Genomic DNA, 24,082 nt, shown 5'->3' with positions numbered 1-24,082 from the left:
ATTTTTTTGTCGATGAAGGCGTGCGTTTAAACACGGTCTTGTTCGCATTATCGTCGCCAAACCAATACATGAAATGGACGATGAACCGAGAGCCAAAGCGGATTTTTAAGCTTCGGATGCACAGGAATAGGCCAATACACCCGGCGATAGCGATAATTTTGTTGAAGTTAAACAGCAGCGCAAAAACCAATATCGAGGGGAGTATTTCGTCAACAGGAAACCCGGCGATATTGATGCCTGATTGCAAGTAGTTGGGAAACGTAAACAGGGCTTGCTTATCTTGATAGTCCATGACGTGATGAGGCGGATTGCTCCGCCCTCTCCTCTTATCGTATTACAAACCAACCAGGCCTTTGCCGATTTCCCAGAACACGACCCCGACGAAAAAGCCGATAATGCCGCCAACCCAGTTCTTTTGGATGATGCCGACAATGACGCCCCCGATAAGCCCGGCCGCGAGGATGTAGAACTCACCGGATGAGCCGTCGCCAACGGTGTTAATCACGGTGTCTTTTCCTGCAGCAAAAAGGTCGTCAGCAAAAGCGGCGTTCATGGTTGCGAAAAACACCGTGAGCGCAATGCACCAGTGTTGGAACGCGCTACGAAGTGAGCGGTGGGTTTGATCTACCGCAGTAGTATTATTCATCATTGATTTTTCCTTGATTTACAGTTTTGCGTCCATTAATTCATGTTTGTTTGCATGATTGGACGCGTATTGAGAGCAGCAAGAAGCTGCTGGATATAGCAACGAACAAGCGTTCGAGGTATGAGGTGACAATCATGCCGAATGGATGATTGATTAATTAAGGGATCTGCGGGTAGGCAGGTTTACAGACGTTAACTTAAAGATTAAGCGCTTAAATGCAGCAATGAATCGCTCGCAAACTTTAAGCCGCGATTACGGCTCACGTGTTGCTTCCAATTTCTCGGCGTCATGATGGTGTTCTTGAGTTTTCGGTGATGTTTTTTTCGAGCATTATCTGAGGCAGGTAGAGTGAGACGAAGGACTGATTGAGTTTGTTTTTGGACGGCAATAAAATGAACACCCTCCCAAGAGTAAGGAAGGGAAAGTCGCCCCGAAGAAGGTAGCAAGGCGGCAAACGCGATGTATTCACGCTCGACCATCCCCAGTTTTTTTACGCCAATAAAATCGCCGCGTTCAATCAGGCGATCTAACAAATTAACCGCATCGTCTTCACTACAATATCCGTATACAATTTGCATATTCCCACTCCTTTTTAGGACATTGTTTTGGTCTTTGATAAAGACCAAAACAATGGGCTCTCTTTCAAGAGCCGTGCTACAAACTGGCTTGAGCGTTCTTGTAGTAGAATGCGCACACCTAAAGGGTGTGGTGTCTGGTATTCCCAAGTAACTCTGCTTAACCACTCAACAAGCGTGCTTAATTGAGTAGACAAACAGCCTTGGACGTCGCCCCAGGCGGGCTCCTGAATTTGTTAGGCATATTACGCAGCCTGCGCCCCTCTGCGGCGCTTTTTGCAATTGAAGGCAGCCCACCTTCGAGTCTCATCGTGATGACTTTATTCCTAACCTGTAATCACTTTCGAGACTATTTCCTCGTTACGCGAGATCCAACTGAAGAAATTTCTGTGAATTGTTCTAAATGGTCTTCCATTCGTAATTTAGCTTCAGAACGATTTGAACGACCTGATTTTTCCACAGAGTTTAAAAATCTCTTAACGGATGCACCAGTGAGAACAACAGTTACACTAAGTTTTCCTATTTCCTGTTTGCTCATAATTTTCTCGATATAAAGCTTATCAAATCAACTTAGTTCAATATGAATCGAATTGAGCTGTATCATATCGTAAAGCCATAGATCTCAATACCCCCATAAAAAAAGGGGGTATTGAGGCTATAAGTTGACTATTCTCAAAGCAATAACCCCCATAATTCTGGATAAATACACATAGCGGATCTCAAGCGTATTTTGACAGCCCAACTTTTTCTTAATCGAAAGTAAGTGTTCTTTAACAGTGTCAATTGAAATATCAAGTTGGATACTCAATTGTTTTTGTGGGGCTCCAGAAGCATACATTTCCAATACATTATATTGCTTAGATGTCAGCTCAGGAAATAAATAGTTAAAATTATCAATAGGTTTTGCGTTTTTCATATAATCCAAATTAAGCTTGTTTAACATAAGTATCAATAGCTCTGGTGTTTCACACTATTGTAAATTATACACTATTGTATAATTTACAATAGTGCAAATTATATGGAGTGAGAGAAGATTATAATTTTTAGACTTGAGTGTTATATTATTGGCAGTTTAAGAAGTGGTATAATACCTTATTAAATTTTAACAACGCAGTAAGGCATCGTGAACATATCCCTTTTGACATACATTAACAGTAGATATGGTTCCGCCCACGGTAACCAAAAACTTTTCTTAAAAGACAATTCTCATATAAGTGCATCAGAAGTAAGTCGTTGGCTAACAAAAGGTTATAAAATTGATTTAGATACTGGAGACATATTTAAACCATCGAACAAAAAAGTTAACATAAAAAAATAAATTTGATTCACTTTAAACCACTCTGATGCTTTACAAAAAGAAGTATCATTGCTATTATGCAGTCATGATCTTAAAGTGAAAAGTGCATTACATAGCACGCTACTACATAGTTTTCTATGTAGTGTATTTTTTAAGATCTAGAATGTGTTAGACTTCCAATCTAACTGCATAGCATTCGCAAAAAGCCGTTCGCCTGCTCGTGAACGGCTTTTTTGTGCCTGAAATTTACCATTGATCTTTAAAGAGATTTTCTGTAGATTGAAGTTTCATTGTTTGGTGTGGAAACTAAACAACCCTAAAAATCGAGCAGAATCTTATGACCAATATAAAACTAACTTGCCTTAAGTGCGATCTATCTACACATACTCTCAGTCCAAGCTATTACTATGTCCGTGAACCTGTTTCACTGTACGAGTGCTTGAGTTCTGTTGGGGTGTGTTATGTCATTCTCTGAGCAAAATACCCTTCAAACTAAATCGCAATACGACAAAGAATATCGTGCCAAACGCAAAGCCCGTAAGCATGAGTTGATTGCTTTGAATCATGATATTGTCAGCCGTGAGCAGGATACTAACTCTAACTCTAACTTTTGCTTTGGCTTTTCTAAACGCCGTTTATTACGTTCTGGTGAGTGGGTAGACCTTCCCCACGAATACGCCTTTATCCTAAAAGGTTGTGAAGAGTTCATCACTAACCCTCAACGTTTCCCTGGGCTTTTTGCTTGGGGAGGTGCTGCTATCAATAATATTCAGTGTCGAACTTTGGTGGCAAAGGTATTAGCGTGTATTCTTACCAATACTGATCTCATTGGTGGTCGTGTTGGCCAACCAACTGAGGCTGGTTTGAAACCGATTAGTTATGATCAGTTACAAGAAGACTACGCCTTACGTTTCGGAGAGTTCATTTCTCCTAAATCCTTTGCTAAAGTTATTCGGTATTTACAAAGAGCTTCTTACCTTGCAACTGAACGTATTAATGTGTGTGTGGATGCCGAAGAAGGTACAGTGAGAAGTGCCGCCTCTTATAAGCAATTCTCTGCAACGTTCTTTAAAGACTTAAAGGTTGTGAGTTTCGGTAATATTTGTGAACTTATTATTGCTTCCCGTAAACGTATGGAGCTAAAAGGTTTACGCTTTGAATGGTTGAACTTTCGAACCATTGCTTCGGGTATTCAAGAAATCTTTAATGCGACGAAATTGAACCAAACCGCCTCTTTTGTTTCAAGCTTATTTACCGGCCCCCAAAAGGCTGCACAGCTTTCCCCTCATTAAACTACTGAATGTATCCGCTTAACGGCGGAGGCTGACTCACGCCTGTTCTATAGATATCCATCAAATTAGCGGCTAAATCAATGTGAATCTAAGATTTAGCTGTCCTCTTCTGTTGTTTATAACCTGAGAAAAGTGGGTTAAGTAGGGAAATTTCGTTTTTTTATAAAAGGTAGTGCAATAAGTTACCGATAGAAAGTAGGTCAAAAATACGGATGTAAAGGCTACTGCGGTTATGAGAACTTCGTAGTTAAATAAATATATAGATAAATATTAGAAATTAAGGTTCATGCTGGCTGCTATATGCTTGCATGTAGAGTCAGTATGAAGCCGACAGAGCGAAGCGGCGTCAGCCCTATCACCCACATTAGATTGATCGATCCAACTAAAAGACTAGAAGTACCTCCCATCAAAAGCATTCAATATCATCAAACCAAAAAAGAACAAAGAAAGCTTTTGACGGGCCCCACAGCCAGCACAGAGTCAGTAATCATAATAAGTTCAACAAAATAGCTGGCTGCGCTGTAACTTTCTTTTGTCATACGACAGGAAGCCCTCTCGCATATACTCATGATTTAGTGGAACGGCCACAAAGAGCTCGAGTATTATTCAACCAGCAACGCATTACAGATTCTAGCAGGGCTAAGCCTTATTTTTCCTTAAGCATCAGTGATTGTCTCAAAGTCTTAAACTCCCTTTATAACCCCTAATTTTATGCATCCTATTTTTCGCAGCGTGTTATGTACAATATGTTAAATAGGCTAGTTTAATAGAACTTTTGCAAGCTTCACTTGCAAAATCGAGGCAAGAGATAAAAACCTACCCTCTTCTTTCACTTTGCCACCTAAAAGCATTCTGAAAGTTAATTACAGAAATTTACCAAATGTTAAGGGCTTGTAACTCATTTTGGTTTCACCTGGTTTTTTGATCCTAATGCTCAAAATGATCAGTTTTCTCTATATTAGTGATACTGACGCCGCTTCGCTCTGTCGGCTTCATACTGACTCTACATGCAAGCATATAGCAGCCAGCATGAACCATACGTAAACAAGGATTCATTAAACTATTCATGAAGGCGTTTGTTGTGTTGAACACTGGTAAACTTTTGGCAAAACTTACCAACGGTTAAGCGAAAGCTTACCACCACTATATCTAGTGGCTTTTGCACGAACCGGTTACACCACATCTTGTGCTTTATCCGTTTTCCCCTAACTTTTGCACTGTGGCCAACACTGCCAGTCTTTCTTTTGGATCTAACGCTTGGTAGTTTTTAGCCCATCGTTGGGCTTTTCTTTTAATGCGTTGTCGATCGGTAAAATTAACCCCTGCATAAGCTGACCAGTGCACACTATCGGCCTCGTAATTCATCCACAATTTTTCTCGCCTTACACCACCCCGTGTCATCACATTAAACTCATACGTTCGCCAGTCCGTTAATAGCGAGTCGTATAATTCGGACGGATACCCTGACAGCATGATTTTTACCCCGCGTTCAGAGAGATATTTGAATTGGTTTAGTAGTTCAATGTGTTGCTCTATCGTGAGCTCTTTTCGATAGCGTTTGTTTGAGGTTCTTGTTTCAGGGAGGTACGGAGGATCGGCATAAATAAAAGTATTGGCGGGGCTCTCGAAATCGAAAGCCGCCAGAAAATCTAATGTGTCTTGATTGTGCAGCTCGATTGGATAACCGGTTCTAAATTCCGACAGGGTTAATTCATCCAGTTCTATTCGGGGTTTGAGGTCCAACGGAACGGCTTTGTACGCTAAGGGGGTTAACTGTCTGATATATCAAAATATTTTAGACAGTAAAAACAGGAGGCAAAATAGTGTCTATTAAATCGAAAATGAGCAATTAATAGACGCATTTGTGTAAAATCGACTTAATAGACACCTCTCTTAGTGCTTACCGTACGTTTTCGTTCCGTTGGACCTCAACCCCCTATTCCAATGGAACGTATCGCCTGTGGCTTTTTATTGAAAATGGCACCAGTACCAAGAAACGCTTCAATGTAGAGATCATGCGCGGGCATGTTGGCGATGATCGCTTGATATGCTCCACTTGCTGCCTTTGAACCTAAATACCTCATGCTACCTCCAATAAAAAAGTTATTGCTGCAGCATAGTTGTTTTCCCCTCTTTTTCTCGTGAGCTTAAATATCTTGCTTAAAAATCGTCCTTGTGTATATTTGCATTTGTGCAAAAGTGCATTTTTACATAATTACTATTTTGGAGGGTTATATGCTTACAAAAAAAGGAACGCAAATTCTCGATGAGCTGGCATCAGAACAAAAAGCTGATTTAGAAGATCGCAAAAATCAATTCATCTTGTCTGACCTTTCAAATGCAGTAAAAGGTCTTGTAGGGTTAATCCCTCAATTTGTGAGCGGGTTTTGTCTTTGCTTTGTGGCTCTTTTAGGCTTGTTATTGATGGTGTTGGATGCGCCAACATTGCAAGCAATGATAGATGCCCCTGTTAATGAGGTGGTAGCTGCAAAAAATGACTTCCTTTCTTTCTTTGCGATCTTCTTTCTCGTTACGTTTATGCTCTATGCTTTTGCTCGTAAGTTAGATTTACATAAGAGTTCCGAAGTTGATTATCAAAGACAAGTAAACGCTTATTACAAAGAGAGCACTCGCCAAATTGAACTCATTGAAGAAGTTCTTCATCGTCACGGCCTGATCAACAAAAAGGAGCTGTAACCATGAGTAATGAAATCGAACTGATCAATGTATCGAGCTTAACTGAACTTACGAAAGACAAATCTAAATTGCTAACGGTAGTAGCTAAACCTTTTAATGGGGAGTTACTACAAGGTCATTTGTTGCATGTTTCAGATGGTCAGACTCAATGGGTAGTTTCGACTTACCTGAGCGACAAACCCAAGCTGTATAAACGCTCTGACGCACTACTTAAAGAAGCAAAGAAATTGGGGTTATCACAAGTGACCTTTGAACTCTAACCCCTTCCTCTCTAGCGCACCACCTTGGTGCGCCCGTTTTCCCTCAAAGCCTCGTTTAATAACGTGTTATGCTCATTAACACGCTTAAATTGCTTGTGTGTGTATTTACCTATAAATCAAAGGAAATACACATGGCTAAAGCAAAACCCCTTTCAAAATCTCAAATCAACAAAGTATTAAACCGCTGTTTGCTCATGCAGTCCCCAGAGCTTAAACGTGCCGCGTTAGTGCTTTCATTTTGTACGTTGCGAGTATCAGAACTCGCTCAAATCACCATTTCAGATTTACTCATGCCAAGCGGTGAAGTTAAAAGCGAAATAGCGTTAAGAGCTGCGTTGTGCAAAAGGCGAAAACCAAGAACGGTTTGGCTTAGTTCTCAAGCGCGGCAAGTTCTTCAAGAATGGATAGATTATCGAATAGGCCGTAAGTGGGGCGTTACATCAAAGACCGAATATCAAGGTTTAAATCCTGCAAGTAAGGTGCCGTATTGCAATCGTGGACGGTCGTACTCGATGAAGCGTAAAACTCGATATTCTATAACGGGTGAGCGTGTGGATTACCTCGCGTGTGATGTTCTTGAGTTGATGCTAAGGACTATTTACCAAAGATGCGGCTTGAACGGTTGTAGTAGTCACACTGGAAGACGCTCATATGCGTCTAACATGAACAACAAAGGCATAGGGTTACGAACGATAGCCGCAGCATTAGGGCATAGTGACGAGCAAGTGACGCTTGAGTATATAGATGTAAGTTCTCAGCAATTGAGTGAAGCTGCAAAGTTGGCATTTTGATAGTAATTGCTATCAAAAAAATGCTTGCAATACTATCATGTAATTGATAGTATATATTCATGGTCAGAAACGACCTAGTTCTTTAACAATGTGAGGTGGTTATGAGTGAGGGCAACAATGCTACGCCTGTCACGTCTGAGCTTGAAAAGGCACAGATACGAGGTATTAACTCAGAGATACGCTTAAAGACGTTTGGCTTTTGCCAACGTTGGCTTATAATCTGGTTAACTATTGGCGGTTTCATCAAATTAGACTTAGCTAAGGAGGTGATTTCATGGATAAGTGGATAGAGAATCACATGATGCTGACTTCTGTTGTTATCATGGTTTCAGGTTTAACTTTAGGCTTCATCCTCTTCTAAAATAAGCCCCTTATGGGGCTTATTAATATTCAGAATCAAATGCACCCAAACAACAAACAACTCAAATTAATCCTAGAGCACCTTTTTAAAAGAGAGGAGCAAAGGCAGTTAGTAGAAGCCGTTTTAAGCAATAAGGTTTCATCTGTATATGAGGCTGAAAAACGGTTTGGAATTTCACCCAACACAGGAACCCGACACATAAAAAAGTACGAGAGTCATATCGAGTATTTAAAAAGTATCGGTCTCAAGCTGTAACAATTAATCACCTCACTAGCCCACTGTTTACAGTGGGTTTTTTATTATCCAAATAAGGGGAAAAGATGCCGAAATCAATACTGCTCATTATATCTTTTGTTTTGGCTTTTACGTTGGTTTTATCAAGCGCAGCTTTCTATATGTCGCTCGATATTTATACCAAAGCGCAAAATGCAGAACGTCAGAAAATGTGTGAAGAACAACAAATCATGGATTTCTTTGAGTGTTTAAAGGGATAGAGGGAAAAGATGTCAAAAGATAGCAAACTCATTGAAAAGCTAGAAGAAGCTGAGAAGTTTATCAAATCTATAAAACACGGCCTTGAGCGAAAAGCAAGAGATCAAACTCAGCTTGAAGTTATCAACTCGGATGCGCAAGCACTTGTTGATGTTAGTCAAGAAATTGAAATGATCACTCAGTATCTAGAATAAGAGGGTATAGAACGTGATTACAGATACTTATATGTATAACGAGAGTTTGACGATTCGCACCAGTGATAATATCGAACGCTACCCACAAAAAACAGCCGATGGTAACGAAATCGTTGTTGTCTATGTTGACGAAGTTGAATTCAAGGGGGCTGGCGGTAAGTGGTCTAAACAAGGCTTCCGTTGGGCTATTGTAGAGCCTCACTTAACCCAAGACGAAATCAAAAACTGGCTACTCAACAACGGCCTTTCAACCGTTCCATTCATTAGGGGGTAGAATCATGATACCGCTAACACTAGAAACACGTTACGGAACGAGTGTATATCTAACTGGCGATGCGATGCAGTTTAATGGCGGTGGGATGAGTCTCGATCTGTCTCACGATGCCGATTACCAACTGAAGCGTTGGGAGGAAGATGGTCATATTATTTGTTTGTTGCAACATGGTAAAACCTCAATTCATTTCACTCCAGACGAATATGAACGAATCACGGCTTTTTTAGCAAGTGTGCCTTAATCGAAGGAGAGTAACCGTGTCTCGACCACTACTAGACCAAGCAGTTTACAAGTTCATTGATGCCAAGTTATCTAAAGATGGCCGTATTACATCTGTAGACGTTTCTAAAGCATTTGGTCTTGGCCGTCAAAAAGTTAGCGGTGTCTTTACTAAGTACCGCAATGACTATCCTCAAAACATGCGGCATGACGTACATGAAAAGTGCTACGTTCGAGGTGATGATTTTAACGCGGTACTACTTATCAACGTTTCACCAGAAGAATATCTAAACGCTGTCAGCGTGGTTTTCGGTGATCAGCAAGATTAAGAGGGAAAAGAGTGATTCGTATGAAAGCATTCAAAAAAGCAGTACACGCCGTTAGGGAAACTGGTGAGGTTATGGTTGGTTAATTAGTTTTTATTACTATGTATTTGGGAAACCAAACGGTACATCTAAAAACACCAATCACATAGCAGTACAGAATGAACAAAACAGAACTCTAGGGTTAGGTGAAGCTAGCTATCAGCAGCAAGTAATCAAAAATACTACTTCTGCACAGTTCAGAAATCATAATGGCAGCTAAGGGGAATTTAGGTTTTGTTTAGGAGGGTTTGGGGAACGGTGAACTCGCCCCAACGACTGTAAAGTGGGATGATTGCAAAAGTTGCAGCGCTGCAACTTTTACGGACACAATGCATTTAATTGTTGTCTTTTGCGGTCATTTTGCATATTATCCTTGTGTGGCAAGGTTTCCTTGCTGACATTAAGCCCATTAGGGCATTACCCATGAGGATGACAAAATGACTGGTAAGATTGTAAGTGTTGCCAACTCTAAAGGTGGCGTAGGAAAATCGACTAAAGCCGCTAATCTCGCTATTGATGCTGCTAATAAAGGCTTGAATGTATTGTTAGTGGATAGTGAGAAGTCGGGAACAATGCTCGATTATGGAAATAGAGACATCGAAAACCTAACTGTGATTAATGGTTATGAAAAAGCATTTCCTAAAATGTTAGATGTGTATCGTAATTCTTACGATTTGATTATGGTTGATACCGCAGGTGTGAACGCTGACCTACAAGGGGATGATGATAATTTTCAAGAAACGTTAAATCATAAGATTCTGACCAAAACAGATCTATTAATCATTCCTGTCGAACCGAGTCCCGTGGCAATTCGAAAAACATATCGCTTTATTCAAACTGCTGAAAATTATCTAGAAGCAGCTAGGGGCAATATGCAAGCGATTATTGTCGTCAACAAATATAGCGCTCAAACAAAATTGTCTCGTGAACTTGTTCGAGACCTCCCTACCCTAACTGATATCCCTGTTTCTAAAAATCGTATTAGAAAAGCTGAATGTGTCATGCAAGCTGAAATCGATCTGTTATCGGTTAATGAATACGCACCAAACGAAAAGGTCGCTTTAGATATTCGTTTGTTTGAGAAAGAGGTGTTTGAACTATTGGGATTTGAAGAGGTTAAATTATGAATGGTTTTGTTCTTAAAGCGGCTGATACAGCTCAAAAAACATTAAATCAACAAGCGGATTTAAGTGCCCTACCCCCAAAGCAACAAGTACGAAAAATTGAGGTAGAGGATGAGATACTGTTAGTGCCTTGGGAGTTTATTCACCCAGATCCAAATCAACCAAGGAAGGAACGAGATCCTGTAGAGTTCTTGAAAGTAAGTAATTCCATTAAGCAGACTAAGGGTAACACTCAACCAGTCATAATTAGGAAGCACCCTTCTATTCGAGGTGAATACATGTTGGTTGCTGGCGAAGGACGTTGGACTGCATGTAAAGAGCATAACTTGAATGTTCGTTCTATCTTGAAACAAGACTTTGATGATGAACTTTCAAATCCTGAGCAAGCTTGGAATAAGCTTTTCGTACAAGTATCAGAAAATGTTGGCAGAAATGATCTATTACTTGTTCGTGAAGCTGAGTCGTTAGAACGACTAGTGAGTACTTATACTGCTAAGTTGCCCGCTAAAGATGTTGGGAAAATGCTTGGGTATGATAAAACGAAAACATCACGCTTAATGAAACTCGCATTAGCTCCTGAATCCATTAAGCAACTCTCTTTAGATGGTGTTTCGCAAAACATAAACATGCTTATTTTGTTGATGGATTTGTATTCACTTGTCGATGAATCTGCTTTCTCAAAATACTTATTGAAAGTTCGAGAAAAAGAGCTGTTTGAACGTGGACTAAGAGAAATTGTCCGAAACTTGAAGCCTTCAAAAAAGTTGAAAGCAACACAGCCCCAACTGAACAATGGTGAAGTTGATCCATCGCCTCTTATTACTAAAGCGTTAACCAATACAAAGTGCGAAGATAAGTTAGCCACAATAATACACTCTCATTTAAAGCGTGCTAAAGATGAAGGGTTCAGTATTAACGAAAAGGCAATTTCCGAGCATCTGGAGTCTATGACCCCTACCTCTCTCAAAACACTCTCTGATTTTGACACCATTGTTGATCAATGTGTGGTGTTGTATGAGCCATCAAACGATAAGAGTCAACCCTCCCCTCCAAGTAAAGAACGTCAGTTTTTAGAAATGGAGTCATTTGAACAGGTTGATGGTGACTTGTTGATTCGTATTAAAGGGCAAAAACAACCATTAAAAATCAACAAGAATGATGTTCAAGCCTTGAAAGCAATCGTTATTTAATGTGTGACAAGAAATACCGCCTTAATTAGGGCGGTAATAAAGAGAGATAGTAAGTATGCGAACCATTTTTGAACAAGCAGTGAACTGGAAGCAGCCGACTGTAAAAGAAGTTGAGTTAGTCATGATAAAAGCCGCCAGTAAACTAGGTTGTGACGTGATAAATCTTCACAAAAATTTTGGTGTTGATGCGCGAACATTTAGACGTTGGAAGGAAAATGCTATTGATAACCCTGACCAAATAAGCTCTATTAAGTATTCAGCATTCGGATTGCTTGTTGCTATTGCTACTTGCAATATTGTTGATAAGGATGGCCATCGCATAGCAATAGGGGGAGATATTATCTTTACTTCCGGTAAGAAGTCTTTAGAGCCTGTGAGCAATGAACTTTGGCGATTAATACTAAATAACTATGTCTATAATGCTCAAAGCTTTGTTAAACCTAATGAGAAAATCGTAAAGTTCTTTTATGGCAAAGATTCCGTCACTGGCCTCTTTCGTCAAGATGTCGCTGATTTACTTGGCTACAGTAAAGATCATTTTGGTAGGCTTATTATGAGAATGAACTTTGGTACATGGGCGAGTCTATTGTTATGTATGGGAGTACCCATTAACCAACTTTTTGACTTTAATCGACCTAAATAATATCCAATGTTGAGTTCGTGTTGGTTTGTCCGTCATAAAAAGTTGCAGCGCTGCAACTTTCTAAATTTTCTTGTGTAATGTTAATGCTTTTTATACTTACTCTATTTTCTTACGGAGAGTTTTTGCATTAAAAATGTGAAATTGATTTGTGTCACAAAGGCTCTTGAGTACATGCTCTTAAACCTTTGGGCGTTCTCCCTACGGTCGGTTCATTCCGTCACTACGCTCCTCCCGCGATAACTTATGCCACTCATATCGAGCCAGCTCGATGTGGCATTAAGTTCCTGCGAACAATCACCCAACGCACTTCACTCACTGCGTTCGCTACGCCTCGTCATTCTTCCTCGTTGCCGTTCGTCGTACCTCCTCTCAAAAGCTTTCACTGCCGTCAATTAAGTTCGAGTAAGGGCTTGTTGTCTTATGTGCCGATTTCCCTTTCGACTCGCATCATTTGATGGCGCTCGCAGCGCTGTTAACCCTCCTCAAATCAGAACCTTATCTGCAAAGGTAAATGAACGCTACGCGCCCCTGCAGAGAAGAACCATGTTTGAGGGATGGACAGCCAAGCGGCTCCATAAAAGTGATACTCAAACAGAAAGGAAACTCCAGATGGCACAACGACACTCAACCCCAACTCTCTCTAAATTGACGACCAGCGACCAGCGTTTCGCCGCTGGAGACGAAAGCTCACCAAAAAATGATATCTCTTTGTCCGAGGCTCAAATCGGCTTCATTCAACTGATTGATCGTAAATCTAAGCAGGTTATCGCACAGCGTGAAGGCTCAAATAATGAAGCGTCATTTAAATACCTAAAAACGAACGTGTGGAACATGAGCAAGGACGTGGCTATGCAATTTGTGATGCAAACCGATCATGTTCATCCGAATAAGTTTTTCAGTGCGGTACTTAAACATTCGCTGGTTAAGGTCTACCACAATCAGCTTACTAACAATGAGCCTGTAGGTGTGAGTCCATCTTGGGAAGGAACGGCAGATTCAGTGGATGAAAACGAGACCATTATCAATAGCGAACAATGGGATGCTTTTGATTCAGAAGGTCATTGGATCGGTACTTCGGAATTTTAAGTGGAGGGATTTCACATGACACAGTTATTTGGTAACACCGCAAATATGCCGCTCCGTCAGCAGCTTAAAGTGATGCGTCAGTCTGAAGAGGTGGCGAGTTCGGCCACTACCTCTTCACAACGTTTAGAGCTAGCTCAACGTCTACATCATTTAAAAATGTTCAGTCGCGGTCAAAGTTCTGAGCAAGTAAATGATGTGGCTGACTTAAAAGGGTTGAGAGTTCGTGAAGCGATAAAGACTCAGTTTCCTGATATCGGTCAGCGTGCATTTCAACGTCATGATGTTTATGAGTTGTTGTTAGAGCTAGGTAACGTCGTGGAACTTGGCCAATGGCGTTTACACGAGAGCGCAAAAGAGATGGTCATGTATGCCTCTTACGGCTCTGTGTACCCAGGCTTGCGTTTTCAAAAGAGTGGTGAGGTTTTTCATTGCAAAGGCTTCAATTTCGATATCCGTTTAGCTTCGTAAGGAAGAGTGATGAAAAATAATAATATTCCAGTGACTTACGACACAAACGGTCGAATGCAATATCACCCAGACTATCACCCCAATCATGGTTTGCCATGGAAGACCAGCGAACAAAAGTACCTGATAGACCGTTACGTGGTGGATGGGCCTGAGCAAGTGAGTTTTGCGTTAGGCAGAACCATTCATACCATCATGGCGAAAGCTTGGGAGTTACGAAAACTTGGTGTTATGCCAAAGCCAACCAAAGTGCCGCACCATCGCCGTGTTCAAAAGGAGAGTCAGCATGAAAACGCCTAACTATTTTGCAGCGCTCTCAGAGTTAACTCGTCGTGACTTTAGGAAACAAGCGGTTATCACACCTAAGTCCCGTTTTGACTTTTACGACGAGGGCAAAAAATGCAATGTCCATAACTGGTCAAGTGAGTATCAAGTACATGTCTATCACTGCTTGAGCGATTCCGTTGTGGACGGCAAGCCGTTGTACTTCGTTGAAACCTATTCCATATGGGGAGATTGGCTTTGCAGTGAATCTTATCGAACCATCAAAGAAATGAAAAAAGCCTGGCATGGCCAGCTTTAAGAAACATCATCATTTAATTGTTTTAGAGGTCATTATTATGTCTGAATATTGTTTCGAAATCCCTGCGATACGTGGTATCCAAGCTGGACGTGAGTTCTTCACCATCAACGCCCCCTTTGGTGTGTTGCAACGGTTGGTAGCGTTTGATTCCGGTAATGTATTGGCGCGCTCTCAGCGTGACGTTAATCTAACTCGCGCGAAAAAGGTCTCACAATACATTCAAGATAATCTCGATACTTATGTGTTGACGTCATTGACTGGTGTGATCAATGAACGTCCTGAGTTTATCGAGTCAGAGCATGCCAATGTTGGTTTATTAAAGGTAAGCATGGACAGCGAAATATTGCTCTTTGATGGTCAGCATCGAACCACAGGCATCATCGATGCGATTAAACAGAATGTAGAGTTGCGTGGTCACAATATCCCCTTGATGTTGTTTTTAGATATGTCATTGCCTGAGCGTCAGCAGGCTTTCTCTGACATTAACGGCCACACTGTGAAGCCGAGCACAAGTATTAGTGACACATACAATCAACGTGACGATTTACCAAAGCTTGTAGTTCACATGGCAAACAACTTAACCGTCTTCGTTGGTTTGGTCGACTTTGAGCGTAACGTGATTGGTAAAAATAGTGATTACTTGTTCCCTGTCAAAATTCTGAAAGACGCAACCGCTCGGTTGCTTGGTGTCAAAGTTAATAGCAAGCTAACTGATGAGCAATGCGAAATAGCACGAGAGTTTTGGCAAGCGTGTGCCAAACCGCTACTGTGGCAAACTTTTCGTTGTTGGGATGACTCCGCCAATGAGTTTCGCACTAGTTATATCTCTTCGCATGGTGTGTTCTTGAATGCGCTAGGGTTTGTTGGTCAATGTTTGTTGGCTCAATATGGCAACGTGGATAAGCTGGCTGAGTTATCTACGTTGAATATCCGTCGTAACAGTGATGAGTTTGTTGGTCGCTGCATCGATGCAGTCACCGGTAACATGCTGACTAATATCACCGCCATCAAGCTGACCGCGATTAAAATGCTGTGTCACGTTGACTGTCCTGTCGGGCCTGAGTTGCAAGCGCTGGAGCGTCAATATTTCCCTGAGACTGAGTTTCCATCGGCTCTAGAGCGTGGTACCTCAACATTAGATGAAGTGTTTGATGAAGTCGAGCATCGAAGCGTACACCTTTATGCGGATATGGTTCGAACGAAGTGGGCGGATTTAACCGAAGCACAAATCGACAATGTATGTGACCAAGTTGAAGTGGTTGTTATGGGCTTTGGTGACACGCTAGAAAGCGCAAAAGGGAACGTGCAGTGCATGATCAATAAGATGCGCAAATCTTCCACTGTGTTAGGCACTATCCGAGCCAACTATAAAAAAGTCATTGCAGAGTAAACCCGTTGTGCGAGCTGGCTATCAAGTCAGTTCGCACCGATTCAGCCAAGAGATAGGAGTCCACAAAATGAACGTTCGTTCACTTTTCCTGAAAATCCAAGACCTCTCAGAGCAGGCCAGCATCGAGAGTGGCACGTCTTACGAAGAATACATTCGCCTTTTTACGTTCTACTTTGAGCGCAGTTTCAAGAGAAAGTCAGTGGAGGCATTGAAGATAGCTGGCGAGTTTGGGTATGACGTGTCGATGCGTCAGCGTGTGACGGCACAAGGTTCGAATCGTCGCCGCCGATAACCAGGCTGTTTGGGCTTTCCGTGCTCTTTCGTCTATCACGCCTTCTTTTAAACCGTCTCTCACCACGCTTTGTTTGCAAGGGAAGTACACGCGATATCCCTAAAGCAACAAGTTGCTAGGGCTATCGCCCCTTGTCAAAGCGCAGCGATGGAGAGAGGCCGGACAGTCAGGCGATAACGAAATGAACAAGGAGTAAGCCATGACTGCATCAATTACCTACACCAACAACGCACTTTTTACTGCCGAGGAACAAGCAACCTTGGCACATGCCGCAGACATCCTAAAATCCAAACTTATCATCAGTGAGCAACCTGCGCTGACTTCTCCAACTTTGGTGAAAACCTTTTGCCAACACTCACTTGCAACCAAAGAGCATGAAGTGTTCGGTGTTATCTTCCTGGATAACCAACATCGAGTACGCTCTACCGCTGAGCTGTTTGCTGGTACGATTGATGCGGCTTCAGTTTACCCTCGCGAGGTGGTTAAGAAAGCATTAGCTGAAAACGCCGCTGCCGTTATCCTATTTCATAATCATCCGTCTGGTATGGCTGAACCAAGCCAAGCAGACCGTCGAATTACGCGCCGACTGGCCGATGCACTATCACTTGTTGACATCAAGGTTCTTGACCACTTTGTTGTCTCATTCGAAAACGTGGTTTCCTTCGCTGAGCGCGGCTGGATTTAAGAGAGAGGCGGCTTAGCCGCCTCTCTTTTTATCGCGCGTTTAAGGTCGTAGGCTTATGCTCAAAAGGGATGTTGATAGTATCGCCCCGATACGCTTTGTGTGTCGGGAATGATCGTTAAGGGGGTTCTGACCGTGATGGAAAGTATGCATCTTTGAACTTGGATGTTTTTTTACTTTTTTGATTGCTATGCCTTAGAAAGTTGCAGCGCTGCAACTTTTGGGGTTTTTGAAGTCCGCTTTATTTTATGGAAAGGCTTGTTGCTTGAGTCTGTTTACGGCGTTCTCCCTGCGGTCGGCTCATTCCGTCGCTACGCTCCTCTCACGATAACTTGCTGCACTGATATCGAGCAAGCTCGATGTGCCGCTAAGTTCCTGCGAACAATCACCCAACGCACTCCACTCACTGCGTTCGCTACGCCTCGTCATTCTTCCTCGTTGCCTTTCGCTGCTTTCTGTTAAGAGTGAGTAATGGTTTTGAGCGAGTGCTCCATCAATGTTTGCCTTTTTCTTGTATGCACTGCGGCTTATCGACGCTGCTTTCTAAAAATCTCAACTCACTCCCTCATTTGCAAGGTAGGGCCGAGCCGCTTCGCGCCCTTGCAAAGTGCGGTTTTGAGCCGAGCTGGAGAAAGCAGGCGACAAGCGAAGTGATACTAAACAACAAAACGGAGAACACCTATGAACACTCTTACTCAATACCAAACTCACTCTATACAGGAAGCAACGACCAGCGTATCGCCGCTGGAGGCTCAGGCAACTGCACAAAATGATATCTCTAATAATCAAATGCTACCGGTTTTATCTTTGGTGATGTCTGAGTTAAACGTGCGTAAAAGTAAAGCATCAAAAAGTGATGATGAATCATTACAAGCGTCAATTTTGGCTCATGGCTTAATTCAGAACTTGGTGGCTCTACCTATGGATGAATTGGGTTTGTATCCGATTATCAGCGGTGGGCGAAGATTGACGGCTTTAAATGCACTGATTGAATCGGGGCAGATTGCGAGTGATTACACGGTAGCCGTTAAAGTGTTAAACGAAGAAGAAGCAAAGGTGTATGCCACTGAAATTTCGTTGACTGAAAACTTTACTCGCGCTGCTATGCACCCTGTCGATGAATTTGAGGCGTTTTCTAACATGGTTGAAAATGGGGCAACGGTTGAGGCGGTCGCGCAACGTTTTGGGAAAACTCAGTTGTATGTACATCAGCGCATGAAATTGGCTGCGGTTGAGTCCGTTATCCTCGATGCGTACCGTGAGGGCAGTGTCTCTCTTGAGCGTGTCATGTTGTTCACCATTGCCAGTCCAGAGCGTCAAATTGAAGTATGGGAACAAGTAAAAGACAAGTCTTGGCACAATGATAATCAAGTGCGCAATATGCTTAAAGAGACAGCATTAGAGGCTTCAAGTCACTTAGTTAAATTTGTTGGCCAAGAAGCCTATGAGCAAGCCGATGGGATCATCACTACCGATCTGTTCTCTGACGAGGTGTACTTTGAAGACCGTTCGTTAATGGAGTCACTGGCTACTGAAAAAATGCAACTTGAAGCGGATAAGCTGATTGAAAAAGGGTGGAAGTGGATAGACATTCAGCTAACTCGTAGTTACGATGAAACGAAAGGTTACTTGGAGTTACAAGGTAACAAAGGTCAATACAAGAAAGCGGAAAAAGCCTTAGCAGGGTGCATTCTGACCCTTAACTATAACGGTGAGATTGTTGTGATTAAAGGTTTGGTGGCAAAATCTGAGCGTAAAGCACTGAAAGTCTTGCAAGCTGAGAAATCGAACAAAGCCACGGATAGCAAAAATGAAGATGGTAGCGCAAGTACGGTTACACCAGTAACAGAATACTCAAACGCACTGACAGAAGACTTAAAAGCGCACCGCCTTGTCATGGCGAAACATGCCCTCATGCAACAAAGTAGCCTAGCGGTTGATATTTTGCACTATACCCTATGCGTAAAAGCTCTTGCAGGGTTTCACTCAAGCCATGCTATTGATATTTCATTAAATCAAACCAACGTTGAGCCAAAGCAGGGCGAATTTGCTGAGAATCAAGCCCTTGCCCGTATCGAAGCGCACAAAGAAAACTTGGATACCTCATGGCTAGAGGTCAAATCTATCCCTGAACGCTTTGAGGCATTCGTTAAGCTCGATGCAGACGAAAAGCAAAAGCTAGTCGCTTTTGCCACCGCTTTGATGCTTACCCCATCAATGGTTGGTGATAAGCAATCCTATAACGAATTTCTTTTTCAGCGATTGGACTTTGATGCGGCTGACTACTGGCGACCAAGTACGGACAGTTTCCTCAAGCGTATTGATAAAGATTCACTGGTCGATATTGCCCGTCCTGTTATGTCAGATACATGGCTAAAAAGCTCTGATTCGCTCAAGAAGGGTGATTTAGTCAAACAGATGGATGTTTGGCTAGATGGGGCAGATAAATCGCTGACAGAAGCGCAGAAAGCCCATTTTGCTAAGTGGATGCCTGTTGGGTTTTAATGCCATATTGTCATCATGCAGCATAGCTGCATGATGACTTCCCCGTGTCGTGAATGGTATGTCTTGAGAAATATATCAATAACTTATCAAAGCTCAATAAATCGTCGTTTTCCTTCCATTAGGGGTAGAGAGGGAAAACGGCAAATATCCTACGTTAAGGAAGTGCAAAGCTTTTAGCCACGGCACAAACGAACGTTTGTGCAATGAAATATGATGAACCTATATATATTGCTTTCAGCATTGCAAAAACATATTGCGAAACCAAAATGAATGGCAATAGGTAAATGCAATCAGGGAATTTTTGCTTAGCGTAGGATAATTTACTAATTCCCTACCTACCCCCCATTACAATATCCTTAATTGTAATGGATTAGGATATATGTGTGCTAAAAGTGGATGAATGGGTGTGTGAAAAAGGCGACGAAGAAGATTATATCGTCGAACGTTTTGAAATTAGGGTTAAAGGTAAAAAACCGCTCGTATTGAATGAACCCACTTTCTCTCAAATCGTGTTTGTGACGCAACAATATGTGAATTTGTCTTTGCCTTTAACAAAACAGATCGTCAGTAAGAGTGTTTTAGGCTCTGTTGAACCATTAGTTCTTAAAGACCATTGTGCATTAGTTAATTACCTGGAAGCCTCAATCGCTTCTCAATGAATTTAAACCTTTGGGCGTTCTCCCTTCGGTCGGCTCATTCCGTCGTTTCACTCCTCCCGCGATAACTTATGCCACCCATATCGAGCCAGCTCGATGTGGCATTAAGTTCCTGCGAACAATCACCCAACGCGTGGCGTGATACGCTTGTCTGACACCCTGATCTTTGGTGAAACGCTTTTGTTACTTCAACTTCATCAACAAACCCTTACGGTCAATGCCCTCGCTCTGTTTTCTTCTTGTTCACACTCTTCAAGCTAGGTCAAAAATAAGAGCTCTACAACTCACCACTCGCACACTCGCTAGGCAAGTGGTAGAACCCTGATTTTCAACCTTGAGCTTACGTGTAAACATGATGAAAAAAACACCGCTTTAAGGTATTATCCAATAAGGGAACGATAATGAAGAATCATATGAATCAAGATAACAATAACGACATCACTCAAAAAGACTTGCTCAAACTGTTGTTTGACCAAGCTCAACATAACGCCACGCGTGAAGAACTCATGGCGCTAGAGAATCGTACTAGTCAACGCTTTGATAAAATCGATGAGCGCTTTGAAAAGGTCGATGAGCGCTTTGAGAAGTTAGAAGCTAAATTCGACAAGAAGTTTGACCGTATGAACTGGTTGCTTGTCACTACCCTTGTCGGTGTTATTGCTAGCCTTGCTATCCAAGTTCTTAAATAAACTATTATCCCTGCCTTTTTAAAGGTGGGGATTTTTTGTTAAATCCTCATTTTGAACTTTTGAACTTTTGAACTTTTGAACTTTTGAACTTTTGAACTTTTGAACTTTTGGGCGTTCTCCCTTCGGTCGGTTCATTCCGTCGTTTCACTCCTCCCGCGATAACTTATGCCACTCATATCGAGCCAGCTCGATGTGGCATTAAGTTCCTGCGAACAATCACCCAACGCACTTCACTCACTGCGTTCGCTGCGCCTCGTCATTCTTCCTCGTTGCCGTTCGTCGTGCCTCCTCTCAAAAGCTTTCACTGCCGTCAATTAAGTTCGAGTAAGGGCTTGTTGTCTTATGTGCCGATTTCCCTTTCGACTCGCATCATTTGATGGCGCTCGCAGGCTGTTAACCCTCCTCAAATCAGAACCTTATCTGCAAGGGTAAATGAACGCTACGCGCCCCTGCAGAGAAGAACCATGTTTGAGGGATGGACAGCCAAGCGGCTCCATAAAAGTGATACTCAAACAAAAAGGAAACTCCAGATGGCACAACGACAATCAAACCCAACTCTCCCTAAATTGCCGACCAGCGACCAGCGTTTCGCCGCTGGAGACGAAAGCTCACCAAAAAATGATATCTCTTGGCGTTTGTTGCAAAAACTACCGTCTTATATTGAACCCTCGAAAGTGCTTAATTTGGTTTTAAGAGTTGAATATTTCGGCTCGTGGGAAACGCCTCGTGACCAGTGGAAAACCGGTTTTTCACTCATGGCAACCACTTCGAACGGTAGTGAAAAACACGTTAAAAATTACCTATTATCACAACATGCTATTTCAGCGATAAAACAAGAATGTGACGCGATAGCAAAAGCATTAAAAACGACTTTTATTGATACCACTCTTAATTTCAGCATTGAGGTTTAAATTATGAAATATCTATCTCATTACACCCAACAAGCTCAAACCGATTTATTCAATGAACTAGGCGCATTTTTCGCTTTCTCTAATCAACAGTTCAATGATGCTAAGAAAAAAGGTATTGAATATGTGTCGCTTGGAATGGGAATGATTGTGCCTGAAAGTAACGCTAAAAACTTAGTGGAGCGTTTAGGTCAAATCCAAAAAGAGGGCATTAAACAAGATATTGAAGAAAACGGCAAACAAGGGATTATCCGACGCGAGTTATTCAATCATGAATGTTTTTATACTAATGATATTTGTGATTGTGTCGAAAAGCTCGAAGAGTACGGTTATTCATACGATGATATTTATGAAGTGTTTAATCATATTCGTAAAACTGAAGATGTCTACTAATCGCAAATAAAAGCGCCTTGATAATAGCACTAACTAATATCAAGGCATATCCATTTAAACTAAACAGTAACAATGAGTGAATAAAATGAACACATTAAATACTACCCTAACGAAAGAAGATTTAAAAGCGAAAACTTACGTTTGTACGGCTGTGCCGTTCGAATTAGGAAAAACAGTAATGACACAAGGTGTAGCTTCATTACTAAACCGTAATATTGGTGCGAGTCTTAATGTTTATTTGCATCGCCATAAAAACGGTGATTGGGGCGATACTCCCATTGAAGATAAAATTATGAATGATGAGGCAACCAAAACAGGCGAGCGTATTATGTCGAGTTATCATTTTTGTGATGATAAAATTTGGATTATTACCGAACGAGATAGAAGCGTAACAACTGTTTTACTACCGAGTGAATATTAATCACTTTCAATATGCGATAGAATGGAGTCCTTGTTAGGACTCCATTTTTTTGATTATGAAAAAGTTATCTTTGCTACTGTTATTGTTTCCAACCGCTGCGGGCGCATTCTGTTTTGATGAGGCCGGATCTCATTATAATGTTGATCCAAAATTGTTACGGTCGATTGCACAAGTTGAAAGCAGTTTTGATCCCAACGCTTACAATGAAAATAAAAACAGGTCGGAAAAAATTGTAAGCCGTGATTTTGGGTTGATGCAAATTAACTCTAGTTGGTTCTCTCGACTCGCTGAATTTAACCTAAACGAAACAAACATATATGAGCCGTGTTTTAATGTTTCATTAGGCGCATGGGTATTAAGCTCTAACTTTGCCAGTCATGGTTATAACTGGAACAGTGTCGGGGCATATAATGCCGGTTTTTCTAAACGTACCGAAAACGCTAGAAAAATATACATCCAAAAAGTGCAAAGTGTTTATTATTCCTCAACCCTTAAATAACTAGCTGTGCACTAATTTGGTGCAATGCTAGATCCTTAGCCTTCTTCCTTTTCCGCTTTCCATTCCTTCCCAAGTTTAGATATAGACTCCCGACTCAATCGCCAACGGTTCGGCTTTAGGTCTTGCGAACGCCCCAAACCCTGAGCTAAAAACGTAAGATAGCCTGGAGTTCTATTGACTTGTTCGCACTCTTTAAGATTCTTCCACACACCTCGCTAAATCGAAAATCGATTTAAATGGTTGTCTGTGAAAATATAAAACCAATAAAAACAAAAGCTTAAAACCTTGCTGTTCATTAAAAGTAACCTCAAAAAAATTTTCAAAATCTCAACTAATTAGCCGCTGAAATATGACTTGTAAATAATCTTGTATAAGTTATTCGCAAGTTATCCGTTGGTACGTAAGGCGTGATAGGGTGTTTAAGTCAAATTTAACTCATATTTAAGTTAAATTTGCATTAAAGCAGGTACAGTAAGGGGTTGGTGGTGATTTTGAATCATGGCTTAAGTTATGGTAAGTTTAAGTTAAGTTAGATTAATGCATAAAAGGTGAGAGTGAAAATGACAAAAATGTACCATTTACAGACCTACTTGAAGGGGCCGTTAAAGCAAGACTTCATTAAGTTTAGAGATCAGGATTGCCTGAGTGATTCTGAAGCAGCCCGTCAACTGTTGACCTTAGCACTGCGCATCAAGCTCAACGATAGTGAGGATGATAGACCGTCGAATCGAGAGTTGATGGAAGAAATGTATCGTCGCATTAGGCAGATTCAGGGAACGGGTAATCTGACACATACCCAAGGTTTCGATGGGGCGGCATTTTATAATAATAAAAAAGAAGCGGGAGAGATGCGTAATTTGGTTACGACAGACGTTAATAATAAAGTGGATACCTTTCTTGCAGGCGAAAAAAAAGGATAGCCCGTTAGGACTATCCTTTTTATTGTTTTATCTTTCTAATTCCCGCTCGATTTCTCGACCCATCGGCTCGTGATGTTTATTATCAAAGTCGAGTCCTTGTTGCTTTGATGACTCTTGCGGCTCGAACTGCTCTAATGCTTTACTGTCTTGATCTTTACCATATTGTGAAATAA

At 41.6% G+C, this 24,082-nt stretch carries 35 protein-coding genes; 29 read left to right on the top strand and 6 right to left on the bottom strand.

Features of this window, described 5'->3' with window-relative positions:
• From traL to AB6E51_RS22505, 5 genes are all read right to left on the bottom strand, one after another.
• The coding region (gene traL / locus AB6E51_RS22525; RefSeq protein ID WP_372140199.1) for a type IV conjugative transfer system protein TraL at positions 1-292 on the bottom strand (292 nt) is incomplete at its 3' end.
• Positions 293-334: 42 nt separating this feature from the next.
• Complete coding sequence (locus AB6E51_RS22520) at positions 335-649, bottom strand: type IV conjugative transfer system pilin TraA (RefSeq protein WP_235612515.1); 315 nt, start codon at positions 647-649, stop codon at positions 335-337.
• Between the two features lie 200 nt (positions 650-849).
• On the bottom strand, positions 850-1,224 hold the full coding sequence (locus AB6E51_RS22515; protein ID WP_371979971.1) for a hypothetical protein: 375 nt from the start codon (positions 1,222-1,224) through the stop codon (positions 850-852).
• A gap of 346 nt (positions 1,225-1,570) precedes the next feature.
• Entirely contained in the window at positions 1,571-1,759 is a 189-nt protein-coding gene (locus AB6E51_RS22510) for a TraY domain-containing protein (RefSeq protein WP_371979972.1), read from the bottom strand.
• Positions 1,760-1,876: 117 nt separating this feature from the next.
• The gene (locus AB6E51_RS22505; RefSeq protein ID WP_371979973.1) at positions 1,877-2,137 is read right to left on the bottom strand and encodes a helix-turn-helix transcriptional regulator; all 261 of its coding nucleotides are present in this window, start codon (positions 2,135-2,137) and stop codon (positions 1,877-1,879) included.
• Between the two features lie 842 nt (positions 2,138-2,979).
• On the opposite strand from AB6E51_RS22505, the gene AB6E51_RS22500 reads away from it, so the two are divergent.
• Positions 2,980-3,810: a hypothetical protein gene (locus tag AB6E51_RS22500; protein WP_371979974.1), complete on the top strand. Its 831-nt coding sequence runs from the start codon at positions 2,980-2,982 to the stop codon at positions 3,808-3,810.
• 1,191 nt (positions 3,811-5,001) lie between these two features.
• On the opposite strand, the gene AB6E51_RS22495 is transcribed toward AB6E51_RS22500, so the two are convergent.
• Positions 5,002-5,553 carry a DNA adenine methylase gene (locus AB6E51_RS22495; protein WP_371979975.1) on the bottom strand — a complete coding sequence of 184 codons (552 nt, stop codon included), beginning with the start codon at positions 5,551-5,553 and terminating at the stop codon, positions 5,002-5,004.
• Positions 5,554-6,045: 492 nt separating this feature from the next.
• Here AB6E51_RS22495 and AB6E51_RS22490 point away from each other — a divergent pair, with 492 nt between their 5' ends.
• From AB6E51_RS22490 to AB6E51_RS22355, 28 genes are all read left to right on the top strand, one after another.
• Positions 6,046-6,507 carry a hypothetical protein gene (locus AB6E51_RS22490; RefSeq protein WP_371979976.1) on the top strand — a complete coding sequence of 154 codons (462 nt, stop codon included), beginning with the start codon at positions 6,046-6,048 and terminating at the stop codon, positions 6,505-6,507.
• 2 nt (positions 6,508-6,509) lie between these two features.
• Complete coding sequence (locus AB6E51_RS22485; RefSeq protein ID WP_136987358.1) at positions 6,510-6,767, top strand: hypothetical protein; 258 nt, start codon at positions 6,510-6,512, stop codon at positions 6,765-6,767.
• A 131-nt stretch (positions 6,768-6,898) separates the two neighbouring features.
• Entirely contained in the window at positions 6,899-7,558 is a 660-nt protein-coding gene (locus tag AB6E51_RS22480; protein ID WP_371979977.1) for a tyrosine-type recombinase/integrase, read from the top strand.
• A 373-nt stretch (positions 7,559-7,931) separates the two neighbouring features.
• A complete protein-coding gene (locus AB6E51_RS22475; RefSeq protein ID WP_170962715.1) occupies positions 7,932-8,174 on the top strand; it encodes a helix-turn-helix domain-containing protein in 243 nt (80 codons plus the stop codon).
• Positions 8,175-8,239: 65 nt separating this feature from the next.
• A complete protein-coding gene (locus AB6E51_RS22470; RefSeq protein WP_371979978.1) occupies positions 8,240-8,413 on the top strand; it encodes a hypothetical protein in 174 nt (57 codons plus the stop codon).
• Positions 8,414-8,422: 9 nt separating this feature from the next.
• Positions 8,423-8,605 (top strand): hypothetical protein, encoded by a 183-nt coding sequence (locus AB6E51_RS22465; protein WP_136987397.1) that lies wholly within the window; start codon positions 8,423-8,425, stop codon positions 8,603-8,605.
• Between the two features lie 13 nt (positions 8,606-8,618).
• Complete coding sequence (locus AB6E51_RS22460) at positions 8,619-8,879, top strand: hypothetical protein (protein ID WP_241813085.1); 261 nt, start codon at positions 8,619-8,621, stop codon at positions 8,877-8,879.
• 4 nt (positions 8,880-8,883) lie between these two features.
• Positions 8,884-9,120, top strand: a complete 237-nt coding sequence (locus AB6E51_RS22455; RefSeq protein ID WP_371979979.1) for a hypothetical protein — start codon at positions 8,884-8,886, stop codon at positions 9,118-9,120.
• 16 nt (positions 9,121-9,136) lie between these two features.
• Positions 9,137-9,427, top strand: coding sequence for a hypothetical protein (locus AB6E51_RS22450; protein WP_016786731.1), 291 nt, complete (start codon positions 9,137-9,139; stop codon positions 9,425-9,427).
• A 473-nt stretch (positions 9,428-9,900) separates the two neighbouring features.
• Positions 9,901-10,590, top strand: a complete 690-nt coding sequence (locus AB6E51_RS22445) for a ParA family protein (protein WP_154723713.1) — start codon at positions 9,901-9,903, stop codon at positions 10,588-10,590.
• Complete coding sequence (locus AB6E51_RS22440; protein ID WP_154723712.1) at positions 10,587-11,777, top strand: ParB/RepB/Spo0J family partition protein; 1,191 nt, start codon at positions 10,587-10,589, stop codon at positions 11,775-11,777. The genes AB6E51_RS22445 and AB6E51_RS22440 overlap by 4 nt, the downstream gene beginning before the upstream one ends.
• Before the next feature lie 55 nt (positions 11,778-11,832).
• Positions 11,833-12,420, top strand: coding sequence for a hypothetical protein (locus tag AB6E51_RS22435; RefSeq protein WP_154723711.1), 588 nt, complete (start codon positions 11,833-11,835; stop codon positions 12,418-12,420).
• A 609-nt stretch (positions 12,421-13,029) separates the two neighbouring features.
• The gene (locus AB6E51_RS22430) at positions 13,030-13,506 is read left to right on the top strand and encodes a hypothetical protein (protein ID WP_154723710.1); all 477 of its coding nucleotides are present in this window, start codon (positions 13,030-13,032) and stop codon (positions 13,504-13,506) included.
• A 15-nt stretch (positions 13,507-13,521) separates the two neighbouring features.
• Positions 13,522-13,974, top strand: coding sequence for a hypothetical protein (locus AB6E51_RS22425; RefSeq protein WP_154723709.1), 453 nt, complete (start codon positions 13,522-13,524; stop codon positions 13,972-13,974).
• Between the two features lie 9 nt (positions 13,975-13,983).
• A complete protein-coding gene (locus AB6E51_RS22420; RefSeq protein ID WP_235612460.1) occupies positions 13,984-14,271 on the top strand; it encodes a hypothetical protein in 288 nt (95 codons plus the stop codon).
• Entirely contained in the window at positions 14,258-14,554 is a 297-nt protein-coding gene (locus AB6E51_RS22415; RefSeq protein WP_136987297.1) for a hypothetical protein, read from the top strand. The genes AB6E51_RS22420 and AB6E51_RS22415 overlap by 14 nt, the downstream gene beginning before the upstream one ends.
• Positions 14,555-14,591: 37 nt before the next feature.
• The gene (locus tag AB6E51_RS22410; RefSeq protein WP_154723707.1) at positions 14,592-15,944 is read left to right on the top strand and encodes a DNA sulfur modification protein DndB; all 1,353 of its coding nucleotides are present in this window, start codon (positions 14,592-14,594) and stop codon (positions 15,942-15,944) included.
• A gap of 67 nt (positions 15,945-16,011) precedes the next feature.
• The gene (locus AB6E51_RS22405; RefSeq protein WP_136987253.1) at positions 16,012-16,236 is read left to right on the top strand and encodes a hypothetical protein; all 225 of its coding nucleotides are present in this window, start codon (positions 16,012-16,014) and stop codon (positions 16,234-16,236) included.
• 199 nt (positions 16,237-16,435) lie between these two features.
• Positions 16,436-16,921: a DNA repair protein RadC gene (gene radC, locus AB6E51_RS22400; protein ID WP_154723706.1), complete on the top strand. Its 486-nt coding sequence runs from the start codon at positions 16,436-16,438 to the stop codon at positions 16,919-16,921.
• 162 nt (positions 16,922-17,083) lie between these two features.
• Positions 17,084-17,380, top strand: a complete 297-nt coding sequence (locus AB6E51_RS22395) for a hypothetical protein (protein ID WP_154723705.1) — start codon at positions 17,084-17,086, stop codon at positions 17,378-17,380.
• 219 nt (positions 17,381-17,599) lie between these two features.
• Positions 17,600-19,423, top strand: coding sequence for a ParB/RepB/Spo0J family partition protein (locus AB6E51_RS22390; RefSeq protein ID WP_154723704.1), 1,824 nt, complete (start codon positions 17,600-17,602; stop codon positions 19,421-19,423).
• Between the two features lie 383 nt (positions 19,424-19,806).
• Positions 19,807-20,082, top strand: coding sequence for a hypothetical protein (locus tag AB6E51_RS22385; protein ID WP_235612458.1), 276 nt, complete (start codon positions 19,807-19,809; stop codon positions 20,080-20,082).
• A 398-nt stretch (positions 20,083-20,480) separates the two neighbouring features.
• Positions 20,481-20,768, top strand: coding sequence for a hypothetical protein (locus tag AB6E51_RS22380; RefSeq protein ID WP_154723703.1), 288 nt, complete (start codon positions 20,481-20,483; stop codon positions 20,766-20,768).
• Between the two features lie 530 nt (positions 20,769-21,298).
• On the top strand, positions 21,299-21,679 hold the full coding sequence (locus AB6E51_RS22375) for a hypothetical protein (protein WP_154723722.1): 381 nt from the start codon (positions 21,299-21,301) through the stop codon (positions 21,677-21,679).
• Between the two features lie 3 nt (positions 21,680-21,682).
• A complete protein-coding gene (locus tag AB6E51_RS22370) occupies positions 21,683-22,069 on the top strand; it encodes a hypothetical protein (protein WP_154723702.1) in 387 nt (128 codons plus the stop codon).
• Between the two features lie 85 nt (positions 22,070-22,154).
• The gene (locus tag AB6E51_RS22365; RefSeq protein ID WP_154723701.1) at positions 22,155-22,490 is read left to right on the top strand and encodes a type I restriction endonuclease subunit M; all 336 of its coding nucleotides are present in this window, start codon (positions 22,155-22,157) and stop codon (positions 22,488-22,490) included.
• A gap of 55 nt (positions 22,491-22,545) precedes the next feature.
• A complete protein-coding gene (locus tag AB6E51_RS22360; RefSeq protein WP_154723721.1) occupies positions 22,546-22,989 on the top strand; it encodes a lytic transglycosylase domain-containing protein in 444 nt (147 codons plus the stop codon).
• A gap of 560 nt (positions 22,990-23,549) precedes the next feature.
• Positions 23,550-23,909, top strand: a complete 360-nt coding sequence (locus AB6E51_RS22355) for a hypothetical protein (protein ID WP_371979959.1) — start codon at positions 23,550-23,552, stop codon at positions 23,907-23,909.
• The last annotated feature ends 173 nt before the right edge of the window (positions 23,910-24,082 follow it).

The sequence above is a fragment of the Vibrio sp. 10N.247.311.47 genome, assembly GCF_041467535.1.
In the GTDB taxonomy this organism is placed as follows: domain Bacteria; phylum Pseudomonadota; class Gammaproteobacteria; order Enterobacterales; family Vibrionaceae; genus Vibrio; species Vibrio crassostreae_C.
This window is presented reverse-complemented; position numbering and strand designations above follow the sequence as displayed.